The sequence below is a fragment of the Ruegeria sp. TASC047 genome (genome assembly GCF_059612445.1).
Genome location: NZ_JBXWQP010000029.1, coordinates 165882 through 182813 on the forward strand (window position 1 = coordinate 165882; position 16932 = coordinate 182813).

At 61.4% G+C, this 16932-nt stretch carries 13 protein-coding genes; 8 read left to right on the top strand and 5 right to left on the bottom strand.

Annotated features, from left to right (window positions below):
• The first annotated feature begins 7 nt into the window (after window positions 1-7).
• From ftsA to AC2FLO_RS08670, 7 genes are all read left to right on the top strand, one after another.
• Window positions 8-1342, top strand: a complete 1335-nt coding sequence (gene ftsA, locus AC2FLO_RS08640) for a cell division protein FtsA (RefSeq protein WP_209504922.1) — start codon at window positions 8-10, stop codon at window positions 1340-1342.
• Complete coding sequence (locus AC2FLO_RS08645; protein ID WP_496752665.1) at window positions 1329-1748, top strand: hypothetical protein; 420 nt, start codon at window positions 1329-1331, stop codon at window positions 1746-1748. The genes ftsA and AC2FLO_RS08645 overlap by 14 nt, the downstream gene beginning before the upstream one ends.
• Window positions 1749-2096: 348 nt before the next feature.
• Window positions 2097-3701 carry a cell division protein FtsZ gene (gene ftsZ, locus AC2FLO_RS08650; RefSeq protein WP_267363882.1) on the top strand — a complete coding sequence of 535 codons (1605 nt, stop codon included), beginning with the start codon at window positions 2097-2099 and terminating at the stop codon, window positions 3699-3701.
• A gap of 213 nt (window positions 3702-3914) precedes the next feature.
• Window positions 3915-4835 carry a UDP-3-O-acyl-N-acetylglucosamine deacetylase gene (gene lpxC, locus AC2FLO_RS08655; protein WP_496752663.1) on the top strand — a complete coding sequence of 307 codons (921 nt, stop codon included), beginning with the start codon at window positions 3915-3917 and terminating at the stop codon, window positions 4833-4835.
• Window positions 4836-4961: 126 nt separating this feature from the next.
• Entirely contained in the window at window positions 4962-5825 is an 864-nt protein-coding gene (locus AC2FLO_RS08660; RefSeq protein WP_267363885.1) for an outer membrane protein assembly factor BamD, read from the top strand.
• Window positions 5826-5861: 36 nt separating this feature from the next.
• Window positions 5862-7511, top strand: a complete 1650-nt coding sequence (recN, locus tag AC2FLO_RS08665; protein ID WP_496752661.1) for a DNA repair protein RecN — start codon at window positions 5862-5864, stop codon at window positions 7509-7511.
• A 99-nt stretch (window positions 7512-7610) separates the two neighbouring features.
• Window positions 7611-9296 carry a chloride channel protein gene (locus AC2FLO_RS08670; protein WP_496752660.1) on the top strand — a complete coding sequence of 562 codons (1686 nt, stop codon included), beginning with the start codon at window positions 7611-7613 and terminating at the stop codon, window positions 9294-9296.
• Window positions 9297-9355: 59 nt separating this feature from the next.
• Here AC2FLO_RS08670 and AC2FLO_RS08675 read toward each other — a convergent pair whose 3' ends face one another.
• The 4 genes from AC2FLO_RS08675 to cobS form a co-directional block, all read right to left on the bottom strand.
• On the bottom strand, window positions 9356-9697 hold the full coding sequence (locus AC2FLO_RS08675) for a DUF427 domain-containing protein (RefSeq protein ID WP_496752658.1): 342 nt from the start codon (window positions 9695-9697) through the stop codon (window positions 9356-9358).
• 63 nt (window positions 9698-9760) lie between these two features.
• Entirely contained in the window at window positions 9761-11551 is a 1791-nt protein-coding gene (locus AC2FLO_RS08680) for an aminopeptidase P family protein (RefSeq protein WP_496752656.1), read from the bottom strand.
• An 81-nt stretch (window positions 11552-11632) separates the two neighbouring features.
• Complete coding sequence (gene cobT / locus AC2FLO_RS08685; protein ID WP_496752654.1) at window positions 11633-13510, bottom strand: cobaltochelatase subunit CobT; 1878 nt, start codon at window positions 13508-13510, stop codon at window positions 11633-11635.
• Between the two features lie 122 nt (window positions 13511-13632).
• Window positions 13633-14619, bottom strand: a complete 987-nt coding sequence (gene cobS, locus AC2FLO_RS08690) for a cobaltochelatase subunit CobS (RefSeq protein ID WP_209504507.1) — start codon at window positions 14617-14619, stop codon at window positions 13633-13635.
• A gap of 447 nt (window positions 14620-15066) precedes the next feature.
• Between cobS and AC2FLO_RS08695 the strand changes: the two genes are divergently transcribed.
• On the top strand, window positions 15067-15957 hold the full coding sequence (locus AC2FLO_RS08695; RefSeq protein WP_496752651.1) for a Hint domain-containing protein: 891 nt from the start codon (window positions 15067-15069) through the stop codon (window positions 15955-15957).
• Between the two features lie 157 nt (window positions 15958-16114).
• On the opposite strand, the gene AC2FLO_RS08700 is transcribed toward AC2FLO_RS08695, so the two are convergent.
• Window positions 16115-16903: a hypothetical protein gene (locus AC2FLO_RS08700; protein ID WP_496752649.1), complete on the bottom strand. Its 789-nt coding sequence runs from the start codon at window positions 16901-16903 to the stop codon at window positions 16115-16117.
• Window positions 16904-16932 lie beyond the last annotated feature (29 nt).

Below are 16932 nucleotides of genomic sequence, written 5' to 3' on the forward strand. Positions count from 1 at the left end.
GAGCATGATGACCGATCTTTATCAGTCTCAACGCGCCATGCGTCAGATGCGGCGCCAGGCATTGCAACGCGGTGTGATCGCGATTCTGGATGTGGGCAGTTCCAAGATTGCCTGCCTCGTTCTGCGTTTCGACGGATCGGGCCGGCTGAGTGAAGATAACACCATCGGCTCAATGGCGGGGCAGACGGGGTTTCGGGTTATCGGGGCCGCAACGACACGTTCGCGCGGCGTACAGTTTGGCGAAGTCACCGCCATGCAGGAAACCGAACGCGCCATCCGCACCGCCCTGCAAGCGGCGCAGAAGATGGCCGATATTCGCGTCGATCACGTCATCGCCTGTTTCTCGGGGGCCAACCCGCGCTCTTACGGGCTGGACGCGCAGGTCGATCTGGATGGTCAACTGGTGTCCGAGGCCGAAGTGGGTCGTGTTCTGAATGCCTGCGACGTGCCGGATTACGGCGACGGGCGTGAAGTGCTGCACGCACAGCCAGTCAATTTTGCGCTCGACAACCGCTCGGGCCTGATCGACCCGCGCGGGCAGATGGGTCAAAGCCTTGCGGTCGATATGCACATGCTGACCGTCGATGCGATGGCGATCCAGAACATCGTGCGCTGTATCAAACGCTGCGATCTGGAACTCGCCGGGATTGCAAACTCGGCCTATGTCTCCGGAATTTCGGCGCTGGTCGAGGATGAGCAGGAACTGGGCGCGGCCTGTATCGACATGGGCGGCGGCACCACCAGCGTTTCGATCTTCATGAAGAAACACATGATCTATGCCGATTGCGTGCGCATGGGCGGCGATCACGTGACCGCCGATATCTCGATGGGGCTGGGCGTGCCCGCGGCAGTGGCAGAACGGATCAAGACGTTCAATGGCGGCGTTCATGCGACCGGCGCTGATGACCGCGACATGATCGATATTGGCGGCGATACCGGTGACTGGGAACACGACCGCCGCACCGTCAGCCGGGCCGAACTGATCGGCATCATGCGCCCGCGGGTCGAGGAAATTCTTGAAGAGGTCCGCGTGCGTCTGGATGCGGCCGGGTTTGAACATATGCCAAGCCAGCAGATCGTTCTGACCGGTGGCGGCAGTCAGATCATGGGGCTGGACGGTCTGGCGACCCGCATCCTTGGTCAACGCGTGCGTCTGGGTCGCCCGCTGCGGGTGCATGGCCTGCCGCAATCGGCGACAGGTCCGGCGTTCTCGTCCTCCGTGGGGCTCAGCCTGTTTGCGGCGCACCCACAGGACGAATGGTGGGATTTCGAAATCCCGGTCGACACCTACGCCGCGCGCCCGTTCAAGCGGGCCGTCCGGTGGTTCCGTGACAATTGGTAGCCCCCTGTGCCGGGCCGCTTTGTGTGCGGCCCTGTTGCCGGGGTGGGTTTCGGCCCAGACCATCATCACGCCCGAGGCATTTCTGGATGCCGCCGTCGGCAAAACGCTCACCTTCCATGAGATTCGCAGCGGCTATTTCGTCGGGACCGAGCAATTTCTGAACCGTCACATCTCGGTCTGGCGGCAAGAAGGGCAGGGCTGTGTCTATGGGCAGATCACCACGCCAAACGGTCAGATCTGCTTTCTCTATGACAACGATCCGGATGGTATTCCCGTCTGCTGGTGGCCCTTCCTGCACGAAGGCCGTCTGATGGTGCGTCTGGCCTCGTTTGCAGAAAGCGAAATTCAGGAGGTTCGCAGCATCACCGAAACCAGCCTGAATTGTCCAAGTGCGCCGCTCAGTTGAAAAATCCGGTTGCAGCGCGTCGATTTATCCCTCAAGATATCCACAAGGCCCGGCAGAGGCCTCGCGGCAGGACCTGAGCAGTTTTCCGCAGTGTAAATGATGGTCGACCAAAGCGTGACGAAGGGCTGAGTCCTCGCGCCGGGGTCGTCTGCCTTGTGATGGTCGCCGGCGTTTCCGCTATATCTGGCAGTACCTGCGAAATGCCGCCGGTTTCTGCCTTATTTCCTCCATATTTTGTGGTGAATCGCGATTTTTGACGTGACCTTTTCGCATCAGCCCGCTAGAATCGAGCAAGGATAGGTAAGAAAAACACCGCTTTGGCGGAACATAAATACAGGCGGACAGAGCATGACATTGAATCTTTCGATGCCCGGGCAAGACGAACTGAAGCCTCGGATTACAGTATTTGGCGTTGGCGGTGCGGGCGGTAACGCTGTCAACAACATGATTGAAAAACAGCTGGACGGCGTCGATTTTGTCGTCGCCAACACCGACGCGCAGGCGCTGCAGCAAAGCCAGTCCTCGGCGCGGGTCCAACTGGGTGTGAAGGTCACCGAAGGTCTGGGGGCAGGGGCCCGTCCGGCCGTGGGTGCCGCAGCTGCCGAAGAAAGCATCGAACAGATCGTCGACCATCTGGCGGGCGCGCATATGTGCTTTATCACCGCAGGTATGGGCGGCGGCACCGGCACCGGCGCTGCTCCGATCATCGCGCAGGCCGCGCGTGAACTGGGTGTGCTGACCGTGGGTGTCGTGACCAAGCCCTTCCAGTTCGAAGGTGCCAAGCGGATGCGTCAGGCCGAAGACGGCGTTGAGGCGCTGCAAAGGGTCGTCGACACGCTGATCATCATTCCGAACCAGAACCTGTTCCGCCTCGCCAACGAAAAAACCACCTTTACCGAGGCGTTCTCGATGGCTGACGATGTCCTGTATCAGGGCGTCAAAGGCGTAACCGACCTGATGGTGCGCCCGGGCCTGATCAACCTCGACTTTGCGGATGTGCGCGCCGTGATGGACGAGATGGGCAAAGCCATGATGGGCACCGGCGAGGCAACCGGCGAAGATCGCGCCATTCAGGCGGCGGAGAAAGCCATTGCGAACCCGCTGCTGGACGAAATCAGCCTCAAAGGCGCCAAAGGCGTGCTGATCAACATCACCGGTTCGCACGACCTGACCCTGTTCGAACTGGACGAAGCCGCCAACCGCATCCGCGAGGAAGTGGACCCCGAGGCGAACATCATCGTCGGCTCGACGCTAGATACCGCCATGGAAGGCGGTATGCGCGTGTCGGTTGTTGCAACCGGCATCGACGCCACCGAAAAAACGGCTGACATTCCGGTCGCGCGCCGCTCGATGTCCGAGCCGCTGACCCGCACCGTTTCGGCCGAAGAATACGGTCGCGAAGAAGCGCCCGCAGCCGCCGAAATGGCAGAGCCCGCGCCGCAGATGGAAGAAAACCGCGAACCTTCGCTGTTTGAAGCCGCGGAAGAGCCCGCCCAGCCGCAGTTCCAGCCGTTCGACGAGCGGGATGAGGACGATCTGCCGCCCCCGGCCTATCAGCCGCGCGTCGCCGAATTCGAGCCGCAGCCCGAGCATGTCGAACCGGCGCCCGAGGCTTTTGTTGCCCCGCGCGCGCCTGTCGCAGGCACCCCGTCGCCCGAAGCACTCCAGCGTTTGCAGGCAGCGGTTCAGAAGGTTCCCACGGCAGCTCAGCGCGCCGCTGCGACCCGCCCGCAAGCGGCGGTTTCGCATCACGAACCCGAAGAACGCTCGCGGTTTGGCTTCAATCGGCTGATCGACCGGATGACTGGGCACGCCTCTGACACACCGGCCCAACCGCCGCGTCAGCAGCCCGTTCTGCGCCAGTCCGAAGCCACGGCACCGATTCACGATGAGGCCGACCCGGATCAGGATCGTATCGAAATTCCGGCCTTCCTGCGCCGTCAGGCCAACTGATCGCGGTAACAAAATCCACTCATGGGGTCGCCATTTGGCGGCCCTAATTCGTTTTAAAACAGTGGCTTACGAATAGGTAAGCAGGGTTTTGCCGATCTGTTACATACATGTTTCATTCGGTTACAAAGAGTGAGTTGAGCCTTGACGCGGGCTTCCTTAACTGAGTGTCCAACACAGCCCCAGAAGGCTGGACACCACTCGCCGAGGCCCATTTTGCAACATACGCTCAAATCTCCGGTCACGTTTAAAGGCGTCGGGCTGCACAGCGGCAAGCCTGCGACCATGATCCTGAAACCGGCTGCAGCTGGTCATGGCATCTGGTTCAAACGGACGGATATCCATCTGGGCGATGCGATGATCCCGGCGATCTATCACGTGGTCGAACGGACCCCGCTTTGCACCCGTCTGGTGAATGACGCCGGGGTGTCGGTATCCACCATCGAACATATCATGGCCGCTCTGGCTGGGTGCGGTGTTCACAACGCACTGATTGAAATCGACGGCCCCGAAGTGCCGATCATGGACGGGTCTTCGATCGATTTCGTGCGCGGTATCATGGCCCGAGGCGTGCGCCGTCAGGCCAGCCCGGTGCTGGCCTATGAGGTGCTGAAGACCGTCACCGCCTCGCGTGAAGGGGCCAGCGCAAGCATCGCGCCCGCGGATGGGCTAATCATCGACTTTCACATCGATTTCGAAGACAGCGCAATCGGCAGCCAGACCAAGACACTGGATATGCGCAACGGGTCTTTCGCGCGCGAACTCAGCGATTGCCGCACGTTCTGCCGCCGCATTGATGTCGAAGCCATGCGCAAAAACGGGTTGGCCCTTGGCGGTACCCTGGATAACGCTGTGGTGGTGCAGGGCAGTGAGGTGCTGACACCGGGCGGGTTCCGCCGCGCCGACGAAGCCGTGCGCCACAAGATGCTGGATGCTCTGGGTGACCTCTACCTGGCAGGTGGGCCGATTCTGGGCCATTTCACGGGCGACAAGTCGGGTCATTCGCTGACCAACACATTGCTGCGCAATCTGTTTGAAACACCCGGTGCGGTGCGTCCGGTTCTGTGCACACCGGAACAGGCCGCGCGTCTGCCGGGGCAGGGCCTGATCGTAAACGAAATTCCCGAAGTCGCCTGATCAGATCAACTCTGACGACATTTGCGCCAGATGTTGCATAAGGCGTTTTGCACCGGAATTTTCTGTGCTAGACCATGGCTCAATTCGGGGCGAACCCTCTTAAGTAAGACGACAAGGATGGGCGGTATGGTTGGCAGCAAGGCGGCAGTCAGATTCGCAGGCGCGGTTCTTCTGGCAGCAGTTTTGACGGCATGTGGAAACGCAGGCGGCCTTTTTGGCAACAAGGGCGCGGACCGGGATCAGAATCTGGAAGGGTTCACACCAGAACAGATCTATACCCGTGGCGAATACGAACTGTCGCAGAATCGCTCGGATGACGCGGCCTGGTATTTCTCCGAGGTCGAGCGTCTGTATCCCTATTCCGACTGGGCCAAGCGCGCGCTGATCATGCAGGCGTTCTCATTCCATTCCGACAAGAACTACGAAGAAAGCCGGGCCGCGGCCCAGCGGTATATCGACTTCTATCCAACGGACGAAGATGCGGCCTATGCCCAGTATCTGCTGGCGCTCAGCTATTATGACCAGATTGACGAGGTCGGGCGCGATCAGGGGCTGACCTTTCAGGCGCTGCAATCGCTGCGCACCGTGATCGAGGTTTATCCCGACAGCGAATATGCCACCTCGGCAGTGTTGAAATTCGATCTGGCCTTTGACCATCTGGCCGGCAAAGAGATGGAGATCGGACGATACTACCTGCGTCAGGATCACTTTGTCGCCGCCATCAACCGCTTCCGCGTCGTGGTCGAGGATTTCCAGACCACATCCCACACCGCCGAAGCGCTTTATCGTCTGGTCGAGGCTTATCTGTCCCTCGGCCTGCTGGACGAGGCGCAAACCGCTGGTGCCATCCTTGGCTACAACTACCAATCTTCGGAATGGTATGACGATGCCTACAAGCTGCTGACCTCACGCGGGCTCCAGCTCAAGAGCCGTGGCAACAACTGGCTCAGCACGATCTATCGTCAGACCATCAAGGGTGAGTGGTTGTAATCGCCATGGCATTAGGCTTGGGACGCTGAAGACCCGATGCTGCGCGCCCTTGATATCCGCGACATGCTGATCATCGACCGGCTGGAACTCAGTTTTCAGCCGGGCCTGAATGCGTTGACCGGCGAAACCGGCGCGGGCAAATCGATCCTTCTGGATTCTCTGGGGTTTGTTCTGGGCTGGCGCGGGCGGGCCGAACTGGTGCGACAGGGTGCGGCGCAGGGCGAGGTTGTGGCCGAGTTCGAGCTTTCCGCCGATCATCCCGCACATGCGATTTTGGCCGAAGCGGGCTTGCCGGGCGGGGATGAGCTGATCCTGCGCCGGATCAACACCGCCGAGGGGCGCAAGACCGCCTGGGTCAATGACCGTCGCTGCTCGGGCGATGTGCTGCGGGCGCTATCGGGAACCCTGATCGAACTGCATGGCCAGCATGATGACCGCGGGTTGCTGAACCCGCGTGGCCACCGGGCCATGCTGGACGATTTCGCCGGGGTTTCGGACCGGCTGACATCCGTTCGTACCGCCTGGACCGACATGTCACGCGCCCGCAAGGCACTGGCCGAGACCGAGGCCGCTCTGGCTGCCGTCCGAAGTGAGGAAGATTTCCTGCGCCACGCGGTTGCCGAGCTGGATCAGCTTGATCCTCAGCCCGGTGAGGATGCCGAACTTGATGCCCGTCGCCGCATGATGCAGGGGGCCGAGCGTATCCGCGATGATGTCGCCCGCGCCTATGCCATGCTGACCGGGGACGGTGCCGAAGGGGCGATGTCCGACGCTATCCGCTGGCTGGAAGGTGTGTCCGGCAACGCAGGTGGTCAGCTGGACGAACCGATTGCCGCGCTGGGGCGCGCGATGATTGAACTGGGCGAGGCGCAGGATGGCGTGAACACCTGCCTTCAGGCGCTGGACTTCAACCCCTCGGAACTGGAACAGGCCGAGGAACGCCTGTTTGCCATCCGCGCACTGGCTCGCAAACACGACGTGGCCCCGGATGATCTGGGCGCGTTTGCCGACACTCTGCGCACCCGCCTCAACCAGTTGGAAGCAGGCGACGCCGACCTGGCGGACAGACGTGCCGCCGTGGAGGCGGCACAAAAGGCTTATGATAATGCCGCCACCGACCTCAGCGCGGCCCGCGCAGCTGCTGCAGGGCGGCTGGACGCTGCCGTCATGGCGGAACTGGCCCCGCTCAAGATGGAACGCGCTGTGTTCCGGACCGAACTCACCCCGGCTGAACCCGGCCCCGAAGGGACCGACGCGGTGGCCTTTTCCGTGGCCACCAACCCGGGCGCGCCTGCGGGGCCGCTGAACAAGATCGCCTCGGGGGGTGAACTCAGCCGCTTCCTGCTGGCGCTCAAAGTGTGCCTGTCGGGCGATGACAGCGCCCGCACGATGATCTTTGACGAGATTGACCGCGGCGTGGGCGGGGCCACTGCCGACGCGGTCGGGCGCAGGCTGGCGTCATTGGCACAGGGCGGGCAGGTGCTGGTTGTCACCCATTCCCCGCAGGTCGCTGCCCGTGCGGCGCATCACTGGCGGGTGCAGAAACAGGTCACGGACGGGCAAACCCTGTCCACCGTCATCCCTCTGGCCCAACCCGACCGGGTGGACGAGATTGCGCGCATGGTGGCGGGCGACACCATCACGGACGAGGCCCGCGCCGCCGCCCGGGCCCTGCTGCAGGCCTGATGCGCCCGTGGCACGAATTGGCTTCACACTGTCGCTATCTCACTTTTATTAGGGTGCTCCGTGGCTTACTAAGGGTTACGTGATGATCCCCGAGGGCCAATGACCCAGTCGACCCGCACCGTTCTGCGCAACCAGTTCAATCAGGCTCTGGCCGCGATCAAGGATGCGTGGCGGGTGATGCTGCGCCGGGGACCAAGCCAGATCCAGTTCTGGTTCATCGCGCTGGTCATCGGTATTGCCGCCGGTTTCATGGCGCTTGGGTTCCGCAAGGCCATCCGCGCGTTGCAGGCCTATCTCTATGACACCGACGACGTTCTGCTGCTGCACAGCCATGCCGAGAAACTGCCGTGGTTCATGATCCTGATCATCCCGATCATCGGTGGGCTGGTTGTGGGTCTGATCCTGAACCGGTTTACCAATGACGGGCGCGTCAGGTCCGTCGCTGATGTGATCGAAGGGTCCGCCATCACCGACGGGCGGGTCGAGGTCAAGGCCGGAATTGCCTCGTTCTTTGCCTCGCTGATCACGCTCAGTTCGGGCGGGTCAACGGGCCGCGAAGGCCCCGTGGTGCATATGGCCGGGGTGATTTCCACCTGGGTAAGCAACCGCATCCATGCCGACGGGATCACGGGCCGCGACTTACTGGGCTGTGCTGTCGCCGCCGCCGTATCAGCCAGCTTCAACGCCCCCATCGCCGGGGCCCTGTTCGCGCTCGAGGTCGTGCTGCGCCACTTCGCCGTGCATGCCTTTGCCCCGATCGTCATCGCCTCGGTCGCTGGAACGGTGATCAACCGGTTGGAATATGGCGACGTTACCGAGTTCACGCTGGAAACGCCCGGATCGCTGCAATTTTATGTCGAACTTCCCGCCTTCCTGATCCTCGGCCTGATCTGCGGCTTTGTCGCGCTGCTGTTGATGCGGTCGATCTTCTTTGCTGAAGATATCGGCAGCCATATCCAGAACCGCCTGTCCATTCCGGGCTGGCTGCGCCCGGCCGTGTCCGGCGGGATGCTGGGGCTAATGGCGATCTGGTTCCCGCATATCATCGGTGTCGGCTATCAGACCACGATCCGCGCCCTGACCGGTGATCTGGTGCTGACTACCGCGATCCTGTTTGCGGTGACCAAGACAGTGGCTGTGGCGATCACCATGGGCGGGCGCATGGGGGGCGGGGTGTTTTCACCGTCCCTGATGATCGGCGCGCTGACCGGGCTGGCGTTCGGACTGATCGCCACTGGGCTGCTGCCGGATGTGTCCGGCACGCATACGCTTTATGCCTTTGCCGGAATGGGCGCGGTGGCTGCTGCCGTTCTGGGTGCCCCGATCTCGACCACTCTGATCGTCTTTGAACTGACCGGAGACTGGCAGATCGGCCTTGCCGTGATGGTGACTGTATCCATATCCACCGCATTGGCGTCGCGCCTTGTGGACCGGTCGTTCTTCCTGACCCAGCTGGAACGCCGCGATGTCCACCTGGCCGCCGGGCCGCAGGCTTATCTGCTGGCGATGCTGCGCGCCGGGGCGGTGATGCGCCCCATCGGGGATGACCGCTCAATCACTGCGGACGAGGCGCGCGCCCTGATCGAACAGGGCCTGTGCATTCAGGCCAGCGCCACGCTTGAGGCCGCGATGCCTTATTTCGACCGCGATGACATACCCTGCATTCCGGTTATCGTTCTGGAACAGGACGGGTCCGAGACACCCGTCGGCGCGCTCTACCATGTCGACGCGCTCAAGGCGTACAACCGGGCCCTTGCAGCCACCGCGGCCGAGGAACATTCATAAGGCTCCCGCGACCGGGACAAGCGTTCCCGAAGCCTCCGCTGAAACCCTGTCCGGCTCCTTTAGATCTGCTCCACCTTCACCGAGTCTACCGGATAAAACGCCAGATACCCCTTGATCTCGGCCAAGGCGGAAATCGGGTCCTCATAGCTCCAGACCGCGTTTTCGGTCACCGAGGATTTGTTGACGATGGAAAAATGCGTCGCGTCACCCTTGCCGGCGCAATTCGTCACCTTGTCGGTCTGGTCCAGAAACGCCATCGCAACATCGCCGCGCGGAAAGTAAATCACCGGAGCTTTGTCGCCTTCGTGCAGTTCCAGCGCGTTGTTCGTTTCGCCCAGAATCGCACCGCCCGAACGGACAGTCCATTTGCCCGGTGCTTTTTGGATCGTGATCTCAGTCATCTCTGGTCCTTCCGTCGACGTATTGGGGCCTCTCCTCTGCCCGTTCTATGTAACAGGCGGGTGTCAGATCGGCGCAGTTGCGGCATCCAACCACAGTTGCGCGTCATGTCCCAGCCTTGGGCGGATTTTTTCCGCGACGTCGCGATGATAGGCGTTCAGCCAGCCGCGCTCGTCAGGCGTCAACATATCCACCATGATCAGCCTGCGGTCAATTGGCACAAATGTCAGGGTGCGCCAGCACAGCATCGCGCGTTCCGCATCGCCACCGGGCAGGGCCGGGGCTTCTTCCACAACCACAAGGTTTTCGATGCGGATGCCAAAGGCCCCTTCGCGGTAATATCCCGGCTCATTCGACAGGATCATGCCGGGTTGCAGCGGGACATGGCTGACCTTCGACAGGCGCTGAGGCCCCTCATGCACGCTCAGATAGGCCCCGACGCCGTGTCCGACACCATGGTTGAAATCCTGCCCCGCCGCCCATAGCGGCGTGCGGGCCACGCATTCGATATCGCGCCCGGCCAGCCCTGCGGGCCAGCGCAGCATCGACATGGCAATCATGCCCTTCAGCACGCGGGTGAAGCAGGTCTTTTCCTCCGCCCCGACAGAGCCGATGGCAAGCGTCCGCGTGATATCGGTGGTGCCATCCAGATATTGTCCGCCACTGTCCAGCACCAGCAGATGACCGTCCTGCAACCGGCTGTCGGTCTCGTCCGTCACGCGGTAATGCATGATCGCGCCGTTCGGACCCGTCCCGGCAATGGTATCGAACGAGATATCCTGCAACACATTGTCCCTACGGCGGTTTTCTTCCAGCCGCGTGACCACCTGCGTCTCGGACAGGCTGCCGGGGGGCTGTGCGTCCAGCCAGCACAGGGTTTCGACCACCGCCACCGCATCGCGCAAATGCGCCTCGGCGCTGCCCGCGATTTCGGCCGCGTTCTTGCAGGCCTTGGGCAGGGCACAGGGGTCGCCGCCATCCACCATGGCATCGCCCAACGCGTCCGCCACGATCTGCGGCACCGTGCTCAGGTCCACCTGTACCATACCGTCCAGCGCTGCCACCGCGTCCAGAAACTCCGTAGGGTGGCGCACCGTCACCTTCGGGTCCAGATGATCCTGCACGTTCAACAGTTTTGCCGCAGCCATGAACAGATCGACCCGGCCATCGTCATGCAGGATCGCAAACCCGTGGGCCACCGGATTATAGGCGATATCCGACCCCCGAATGTTCAGCAGCCACATGATCGAATCCGGCAATGTAATCACAGCGGCCTTTCGTCCGGCCTGCCGCAGGTCTGCGGCCAGTCGGGTAATCTTGCTGTCAGCGGTTTCGCCCGCAAACTCGATCGGATGCGCCTTGACCGCCTGCATCGGCGGTTCAGGCTGATCCACCCAAATGCGGTCCACCAGATTGTCGCAGCGCACCAGTTCGATGCCTGTGCCCTCAAGCTCGCCAAGCGTGGACGAGATTTGCCCTGCCGCGTGCAACCACGGATCAAAGCCCACCTTACCACCACCGGGCAACTGCGCTTTCAGCCATGTACTCAGGCTGATGTCAGGCCACGGCACCGGCGTGAACACATCCGCAACCTGCGCCTTGACCTGCGTGCGATACCGCCCGTCAATGAACACACCGGCCATGCCGGTCAGCGCAGCACAGAACCCGGCCGATCCCGTAAATCCGGTCAACCAGGCCAGACGCTCATCCCGCGGGGCCACATACTCGCCCTGATGCGCATCCGCGCGCGGGATCAGAAACCCGTCCAACCCTTCGCGCGCCAGCTCCGCGCGCAACGCAGCCAGACGCGGCGGCCCCTGCTCGGGCCGCGCGGTCACCTCAAAGGATTGGAACATACTACACCTCCCTCAGCCGGGCGGTCGATATCGCCGCCTTTTCATCTTTTGGGAAATACTCCCGCCGGAGGCAAGGCCAGCTTAGCCGACCTTCTTCATCCCCATCACCCGCGCCCGCGCGCGCGGATCACTGTCGAACAGGGCCGCCAGTTGTTCCGTCATCGCACCGGCCAGCTGTTCCACATCGGTGATCGTCACCGCACGGTCGTAATACCGGGTCACATCATGACCGATGCCAATCGCCAGCAGCTCGACCATCTTGCGCTTCTCCACCATGGCAATCACATCGCGCAGGTGCTTTTCCAGATAGTTGGCGGGGTTCACGCTCAAGGTTGAATCATCAACCGGAGCCCCATCCGAAATCACCATCAGAATCTTGCGCTGCTCGCGCCGCGCGATCATCCGGCGATGCGCCCATTCCAGCGCCTCACCGTCAATGTTTTCCTTCAGCAGGCCCTCTTTCATCATCAGGCCCAGATTGGGCCGCGCCCGCCGCCACGGCGCATCGGCGCCCTTGTAGATGATGTGGCGCAGGTCGTTCAGACGGCCAGGTTGCTGCGGGCGGCCATCGTTCAGCCATGCCTCGCGCGCCTGACCGCCTTTCCACGCCCGCGTGGTAAAGCCCAATATCTCGACCTTCACATTGCAGCGTTCCAGCGTACGCGCCAGAACATCGGCACAGATGGCCGCGATCGAGATCGGACGCCCCCGCATCGACCCCGAATTGTCCAGCAGCAGCGTCACCACCGTGTCGCGGAACTCGGTGTCTTTTTCGACCTTGAAACTCAGCGGAGTGGTGGGGTTCGCGACCACACGTGCCAATCGGCCCGCGTCCAGAATGCCTTCCTCGCGGTCGAACTCCCAGCTGCGGTTCTGCTGCGCCTGCAACCGACGTTGCAGCTTGTTGGCCAAACGGCTCACTGCGCCTTTCAGCGGTTCAAGCTGCTGATCCAAATAGGCCCGCAGACGTTCCAGCTCGGCCGGTTCCGCCAAATCCTCAGCGGCAATCTCTTCATCATGCGTGCTCAGATAGACCTTGTAATCCGGGTCGGCCTCGGATGCGGGCGGCGGGGCAGGCGGCTCCAGCGGCGCTTCGCCATCAGGCATCTCGGCCTCGTCACCAAGCTCATCCTCGGCCATCTCGTCCATCGAGACCTGCGCCTGAGATTGATCCTGCTGCTCTTCCTGCGTCTGCTCAGGCGTCGCATCCGCGTCCTGCTCGTCCTGATCATCCTGACCGGTGCTGTCGGGATCGGGTTGTTCCTCGGCGTCGTCCTCGGCCTGATCCTCCTGCTCGTCGTCCAACTCGTCGGGGTCATCACCCAGCTGGTCGCCATAGCCCAGATCCTTGATCATCTGGCGCGCGAATTTGGCAAACTCCGCCTGATCCGACAGCACGTCATCAAGGTTCTCCAACACGCCACCGGCCTGTTCCTCGATGAACCCGCGCCACAGGTTCATGATGTTCTCGGCCGCAGGCGGCAGATCGCGCCCGGTGGCCAGATGCCGGATCAGATATCCCGCCGCCACCGACAAGGGCGCATCGGCAGGCTGCTTGCACTGGTCATATCCGCGCCGAATCGCCTCATGCCCGATCTTGACGTCGATATTGCTGGCAGTGCCGGGCATGTCCCGCGCGCCCATCGCCTCGCAACGCGCCGTTTCCATCGCCTCGTACAAGTCCCGCGCCATATCCCCCGGAGGCGCATAGCGCGCATGGGTTGCGTCATCATGATACCGGCGCTGCAACGCCAAAGCGTCCGCCGTGCCGCGCGCAAGCAGAACCTCTTCCCGCGTCATACGCCGAGACACCTGCGGCAGCCGCATCGACTCGCCCGACAGGCCCGACGGATCGACGGTGTACGAGATGTTCAGCTCAGGATCATCGGCCATGACCTTGGTGGCCTCGGCCAAGGCCTTCTTGAAGGGATCGGCAGGGTTGTCGTTCTTCTGTGCCATGTCCTTAAGCCCTCATCAAAGTGACCTGCCCGGCGCGGAAAACAGTAACGGATCCGACTTCATCTGGCCAAAAAATATCCCCGCCGGAGGCATTGCGCCCGGAACGGGCGCAATCCGGGCGCTTAGCCCAAGCTCGCACTCGCCGCGCTTTCCGGCAATTCCTCGTCAAAACAGCGCTGATAGAACTCGGCCACGGTCTGACGTTCCAACTCGTCGCATTTGTTCAGGAACGACAGGCGGAAAGCATAGCCCACGTTGCGGAAGATCTCGGCATTCTGCGCCCAGTTGATCACGGTTCGCGGGCTCATGACGGTGGACAGATCGCCATTCATAAAGGCGGTCCGGGTCAGGTCGGCCACGGTGACCATCTGGCTGACGGTTTTGCGGCCCTCGGCGGTGTTGTAATGCGGCGCCTTCGACAGCACGATCATCGTCTCGGCGTCATGGCTCAGATAGTTCAGGGTCGAGACCAGCGACCAGCGGTCCATCTGCGCCTGGTTGATCTGCTGCGTGCCGTGATACAGGCCCGTGGTATCGCCCAAACCCACGGTGTTTGCGGTGGCAAACAGGCGGAAACACGGGTTCGGCGTGATGATCTCATTCTGGTCCAGCAGGGTCAGTTTACCGTCATGTTCCAGCACCCGCTGGATCACGAACATCACATCCGCACGGCCCGCGTCATATTCGTCGAACACGATGGCGACGGGGTTGCGCAGGGCCCAGGGCAGAATGCCCTCGTGGAATTCGGTCACCTGCTTGCCGTCGCGCAGTTTGATCGCGTCCTTGCCGATCAGGTCGATCCGGCTGATGTGGCTGTCCAGGTTCACGCGCACGGCGGGCCAGTTCAGACGGGCGGCGACCTGCTCGATATGGGTCGATTTGCCGGTGCCGTGATAGCCCTGAATCATCACTCGGCGATTATGGGCAAAACCTGCCAGGATCGCCAATGTCGTCTCGGGGTCAAACTTGTAGGTCGGGTCGATGACGGGCACTCGGTCGGTGGCTTCGGCAAACCCTTTGACCTTCATATCCGTCTCAATGCCAAATACGTCACGGACCGAGATATCTTCGGTGGGTTTTGCGTTTACATCGATCGATCCGTCAGCCATTCGCCTTGTCCTTATCCTTTGGCCCGTATTGCCGGGTTTGAACCCGTGTGTGGTGCAACATATTGCGGGCAAGGGCAAGGGAAAGCCGCCCGCTCGGAAAGGTGAGCAGGTTTTTCTTTCAAACTGGCCCTATTGACGCGCGGGTGATCCTCAACTGCGACGGGTACAAGGCACAGATCACGCTGGGCTCCTCAATGACAGCGCGGCCTGATCGGATGCAGATGCCGAACCATGTGTCCGAAATGCTGCATGCAGGTGGGCATTCGGCAAACTATATGTTGTGTAAAGTGACCTTATCAGACATATAAAATGGTCTTATGGGGCGTTTTATTAGTGATCGGGTGTTGGTGACGCAGGAATGCCAAGCGCAGGCCCTTCCGGGATGTTGCTCTGTGTCGAATGACAGGTCGACTTTGGAAATTGCCCGCAAAGCCGAGGTGAATCCCGGTGGCATTTAACGCTCTTCTCCACACCGTCAATACGACGGGTCAGAACGATCTCATTGTCCAGAACACGACGCAACCCGCGATCATCAGCGGGTCGATGGTGTCGTTTGACGGCGGCGCGACCTTCCAACCCTACACCTATCTTGGCCAAGGAAACTATCGCGGAACCGGGGAATCCGGAGAGTTTATTCAGGTCGGTGGGCAGATCTACGCCTGGGATGCCAATAACCCAACCGGTCCGATGACCACGGGCAACTGGAAGATCACCCCGAATGATCTGAACCCAACCGATCCGCCCTGTTTTGTTTCGGGCACCCTGATCGAAACGGATTGCGGCCCGCGCCCGGTCGAGGATTTGGCTGTGGGCGACCGGGTTTGCGTGGCCGGTGGGACCACGCTGCCCATCGAATGGATCGGCAAACGAACACTCAGCGCGCAAATCCTGCGCATCCGGCCCCAATACAACCCGGTTTGCATCCGGCGCGATGCGTTGGGTAAGGGTCTTCCCGACAGGGATCTTTACCTTTCTCCGCAACACCGCGTTGTGCTGGGGGGCTGGCGGGCCGAGCTTTATTTTGGTGCACCAAGCGTGTTCTGCGCGGCCATTCATCTGGTCAACGGTGATACCATCCGGCAGGTGACGACGGATGAGGCGGTGACATACTACCATATCGCCTGCGCCGAACATGTGATCCTTACCTCGCACGGTCTGCAAAGCGAAAGCCTGTTTCCGGGCGACATGGCGCTGAAATCGCTGCACCGCGACGATGTCGAGGAACTGCGCGCGCTCTTTCCGGGGTTGCTTTCAGACGCAGGACCGCCCCCCCAAACGCGCCTAAGCTGCCTGACCGGGCGCGAGGCACGCGCGTTGCGAGACGTTTTCGCAGATTAGTCCCGCGTTGCGGAAATCGTGGCGCCACTGATAGGCGCGCGTGCCCTGACCATACCTCGCTGTTGGACGCTATGGTGCAGTAGTTGCTAATCAGGGACCAATCAAACATGGATTGACGTCTTCATCCGCCGGGGATCACACCGGCATGGCACAGGTTTCAAGACCCGCTCATCCCACCCATTGCCCAATCGGCATGGGTCTCGATAACACTGGCCACGGACAGTGCCTTTTCCGCGATATCCTTCGGAGTGTCCTCGGCGAACGCGATGCGGGTCATCCTGTCGTGCATCGCTTCCGAGGTGTAAAACTCAAAGGCCCGCGTATTGCCGGGGCTGTTCCAGAATGCGGTAATCCAGATCGAGTCCCGCCCCGGAATACAATATGCACACCAATCGCGCCACAGACGCAGCACCAATTCGGTATCCGGGCTTGCGGCGACCTGTTCGAACAGCGACTCCAGCGGCCATCCTGCCAGGGCGAAAATGCAAAGCGTATCGTCAAGACAGCCGCGTTCCCGTGCCATCTCGCGTTTCAGATATGCACGCTGGAACCGGTCCAGAACCTGCCATTCCTCGGGTGACCAGTTCTCTGGGTTGCCGGTTTCATACCGGTTCAGGCTCACCTCCAGCCCAACGCTGGCGGGGTCTTCGTCCACGGCCAGAATCTCAAGGATCCGGGGCAGCAGGTAACCCCATGTGTCGCGGGCTATCCCCGCAGGATCACAAGCGGCAAAGAACCAGTCCTGAACGTAATGCAGGGGAAGCTCGGCAATGGGCGGCGTGAAGAAATCGGCCTCAATGTCGGCGTCCATGCAGCAGCCCTTACAAACCTCGATACTGGTCGGCTTTGGATAGGTGAAAACCCTGTAGGCTTCGCTGACGATGTCAGAAAACGGATGATCCGGCGGGATCTTGGCTTTTGGCGGTTTCTGCTCTTTGCGTGCCACGGTGCTTGCATCCAACACGGTTATTTCGG

Excerpts from the sequence above, each read along its gene's own strand:
- AC2FLO_RS08680 (WP_496752656.1), bottom strand. The coding sequence starts at position 11,551 with ATGTTCCAATCCTTTGAGGTGACCGCGCGGCCCGAGCAGGGGCCGCCG.
- ftsA (WP_209504922.1), top strand. The coding sequence starts at position 8 with ATGACCGATCTTTATCAGTCTCAACGCGCCATGCGTCAGATGCGGCGC.
- AC2FLO_RS08675 (WP_496752658.1), bottom strand. The coding sequence starts at position 9,697 with ATGACTGAGATCACGATCCAAAAAGCACCGGGCAAATGGACTGTCCGT.
- AC2FLO_RS08670 (WP_496752660.1), top strand. The coding sequence starts at position 7,611 with ATGACCCAGTCGACCCGCACCGTTCTGCGCAACCAGTTCAATCAGGCT.
- recN (WP_496752661.1), top strand. The coding sequence starts at position 5,862 with ATGCTGCGCGCCCTTGATATCCGCGACATGCTGATCATCGACCGGCTG.
- ftsZ (WP_267363882.1), top strand. The coding sequence starts at position 2,097 with ATGACATTGAATCTTTCGATGCCCGGGCAAGACGAACTGAAGCCTCGG.
- cobS (WP_209504507.1), bottom strand. The coding sequence starts at position 14,619 with ATGGCTGACGGATCGATCGATGTAAACGCAAAACCCACCGAAGATATC.
- cobT (WP_496752654.1), bottom strand. The coding sequence starts at position 13,510 with ATGGCACAGAAGAACGACAACCCTGCCGATCCCTTCAAGAAGGCCTTG.
- AC2FLO_RS08660 (WP_267363885.1), top strand. The coding sequence starts at position 4,962 with ATGGTTGGCAGCAAGGCGGCAGTCAGATTCGCAGGCGCGGTTCTTCTG.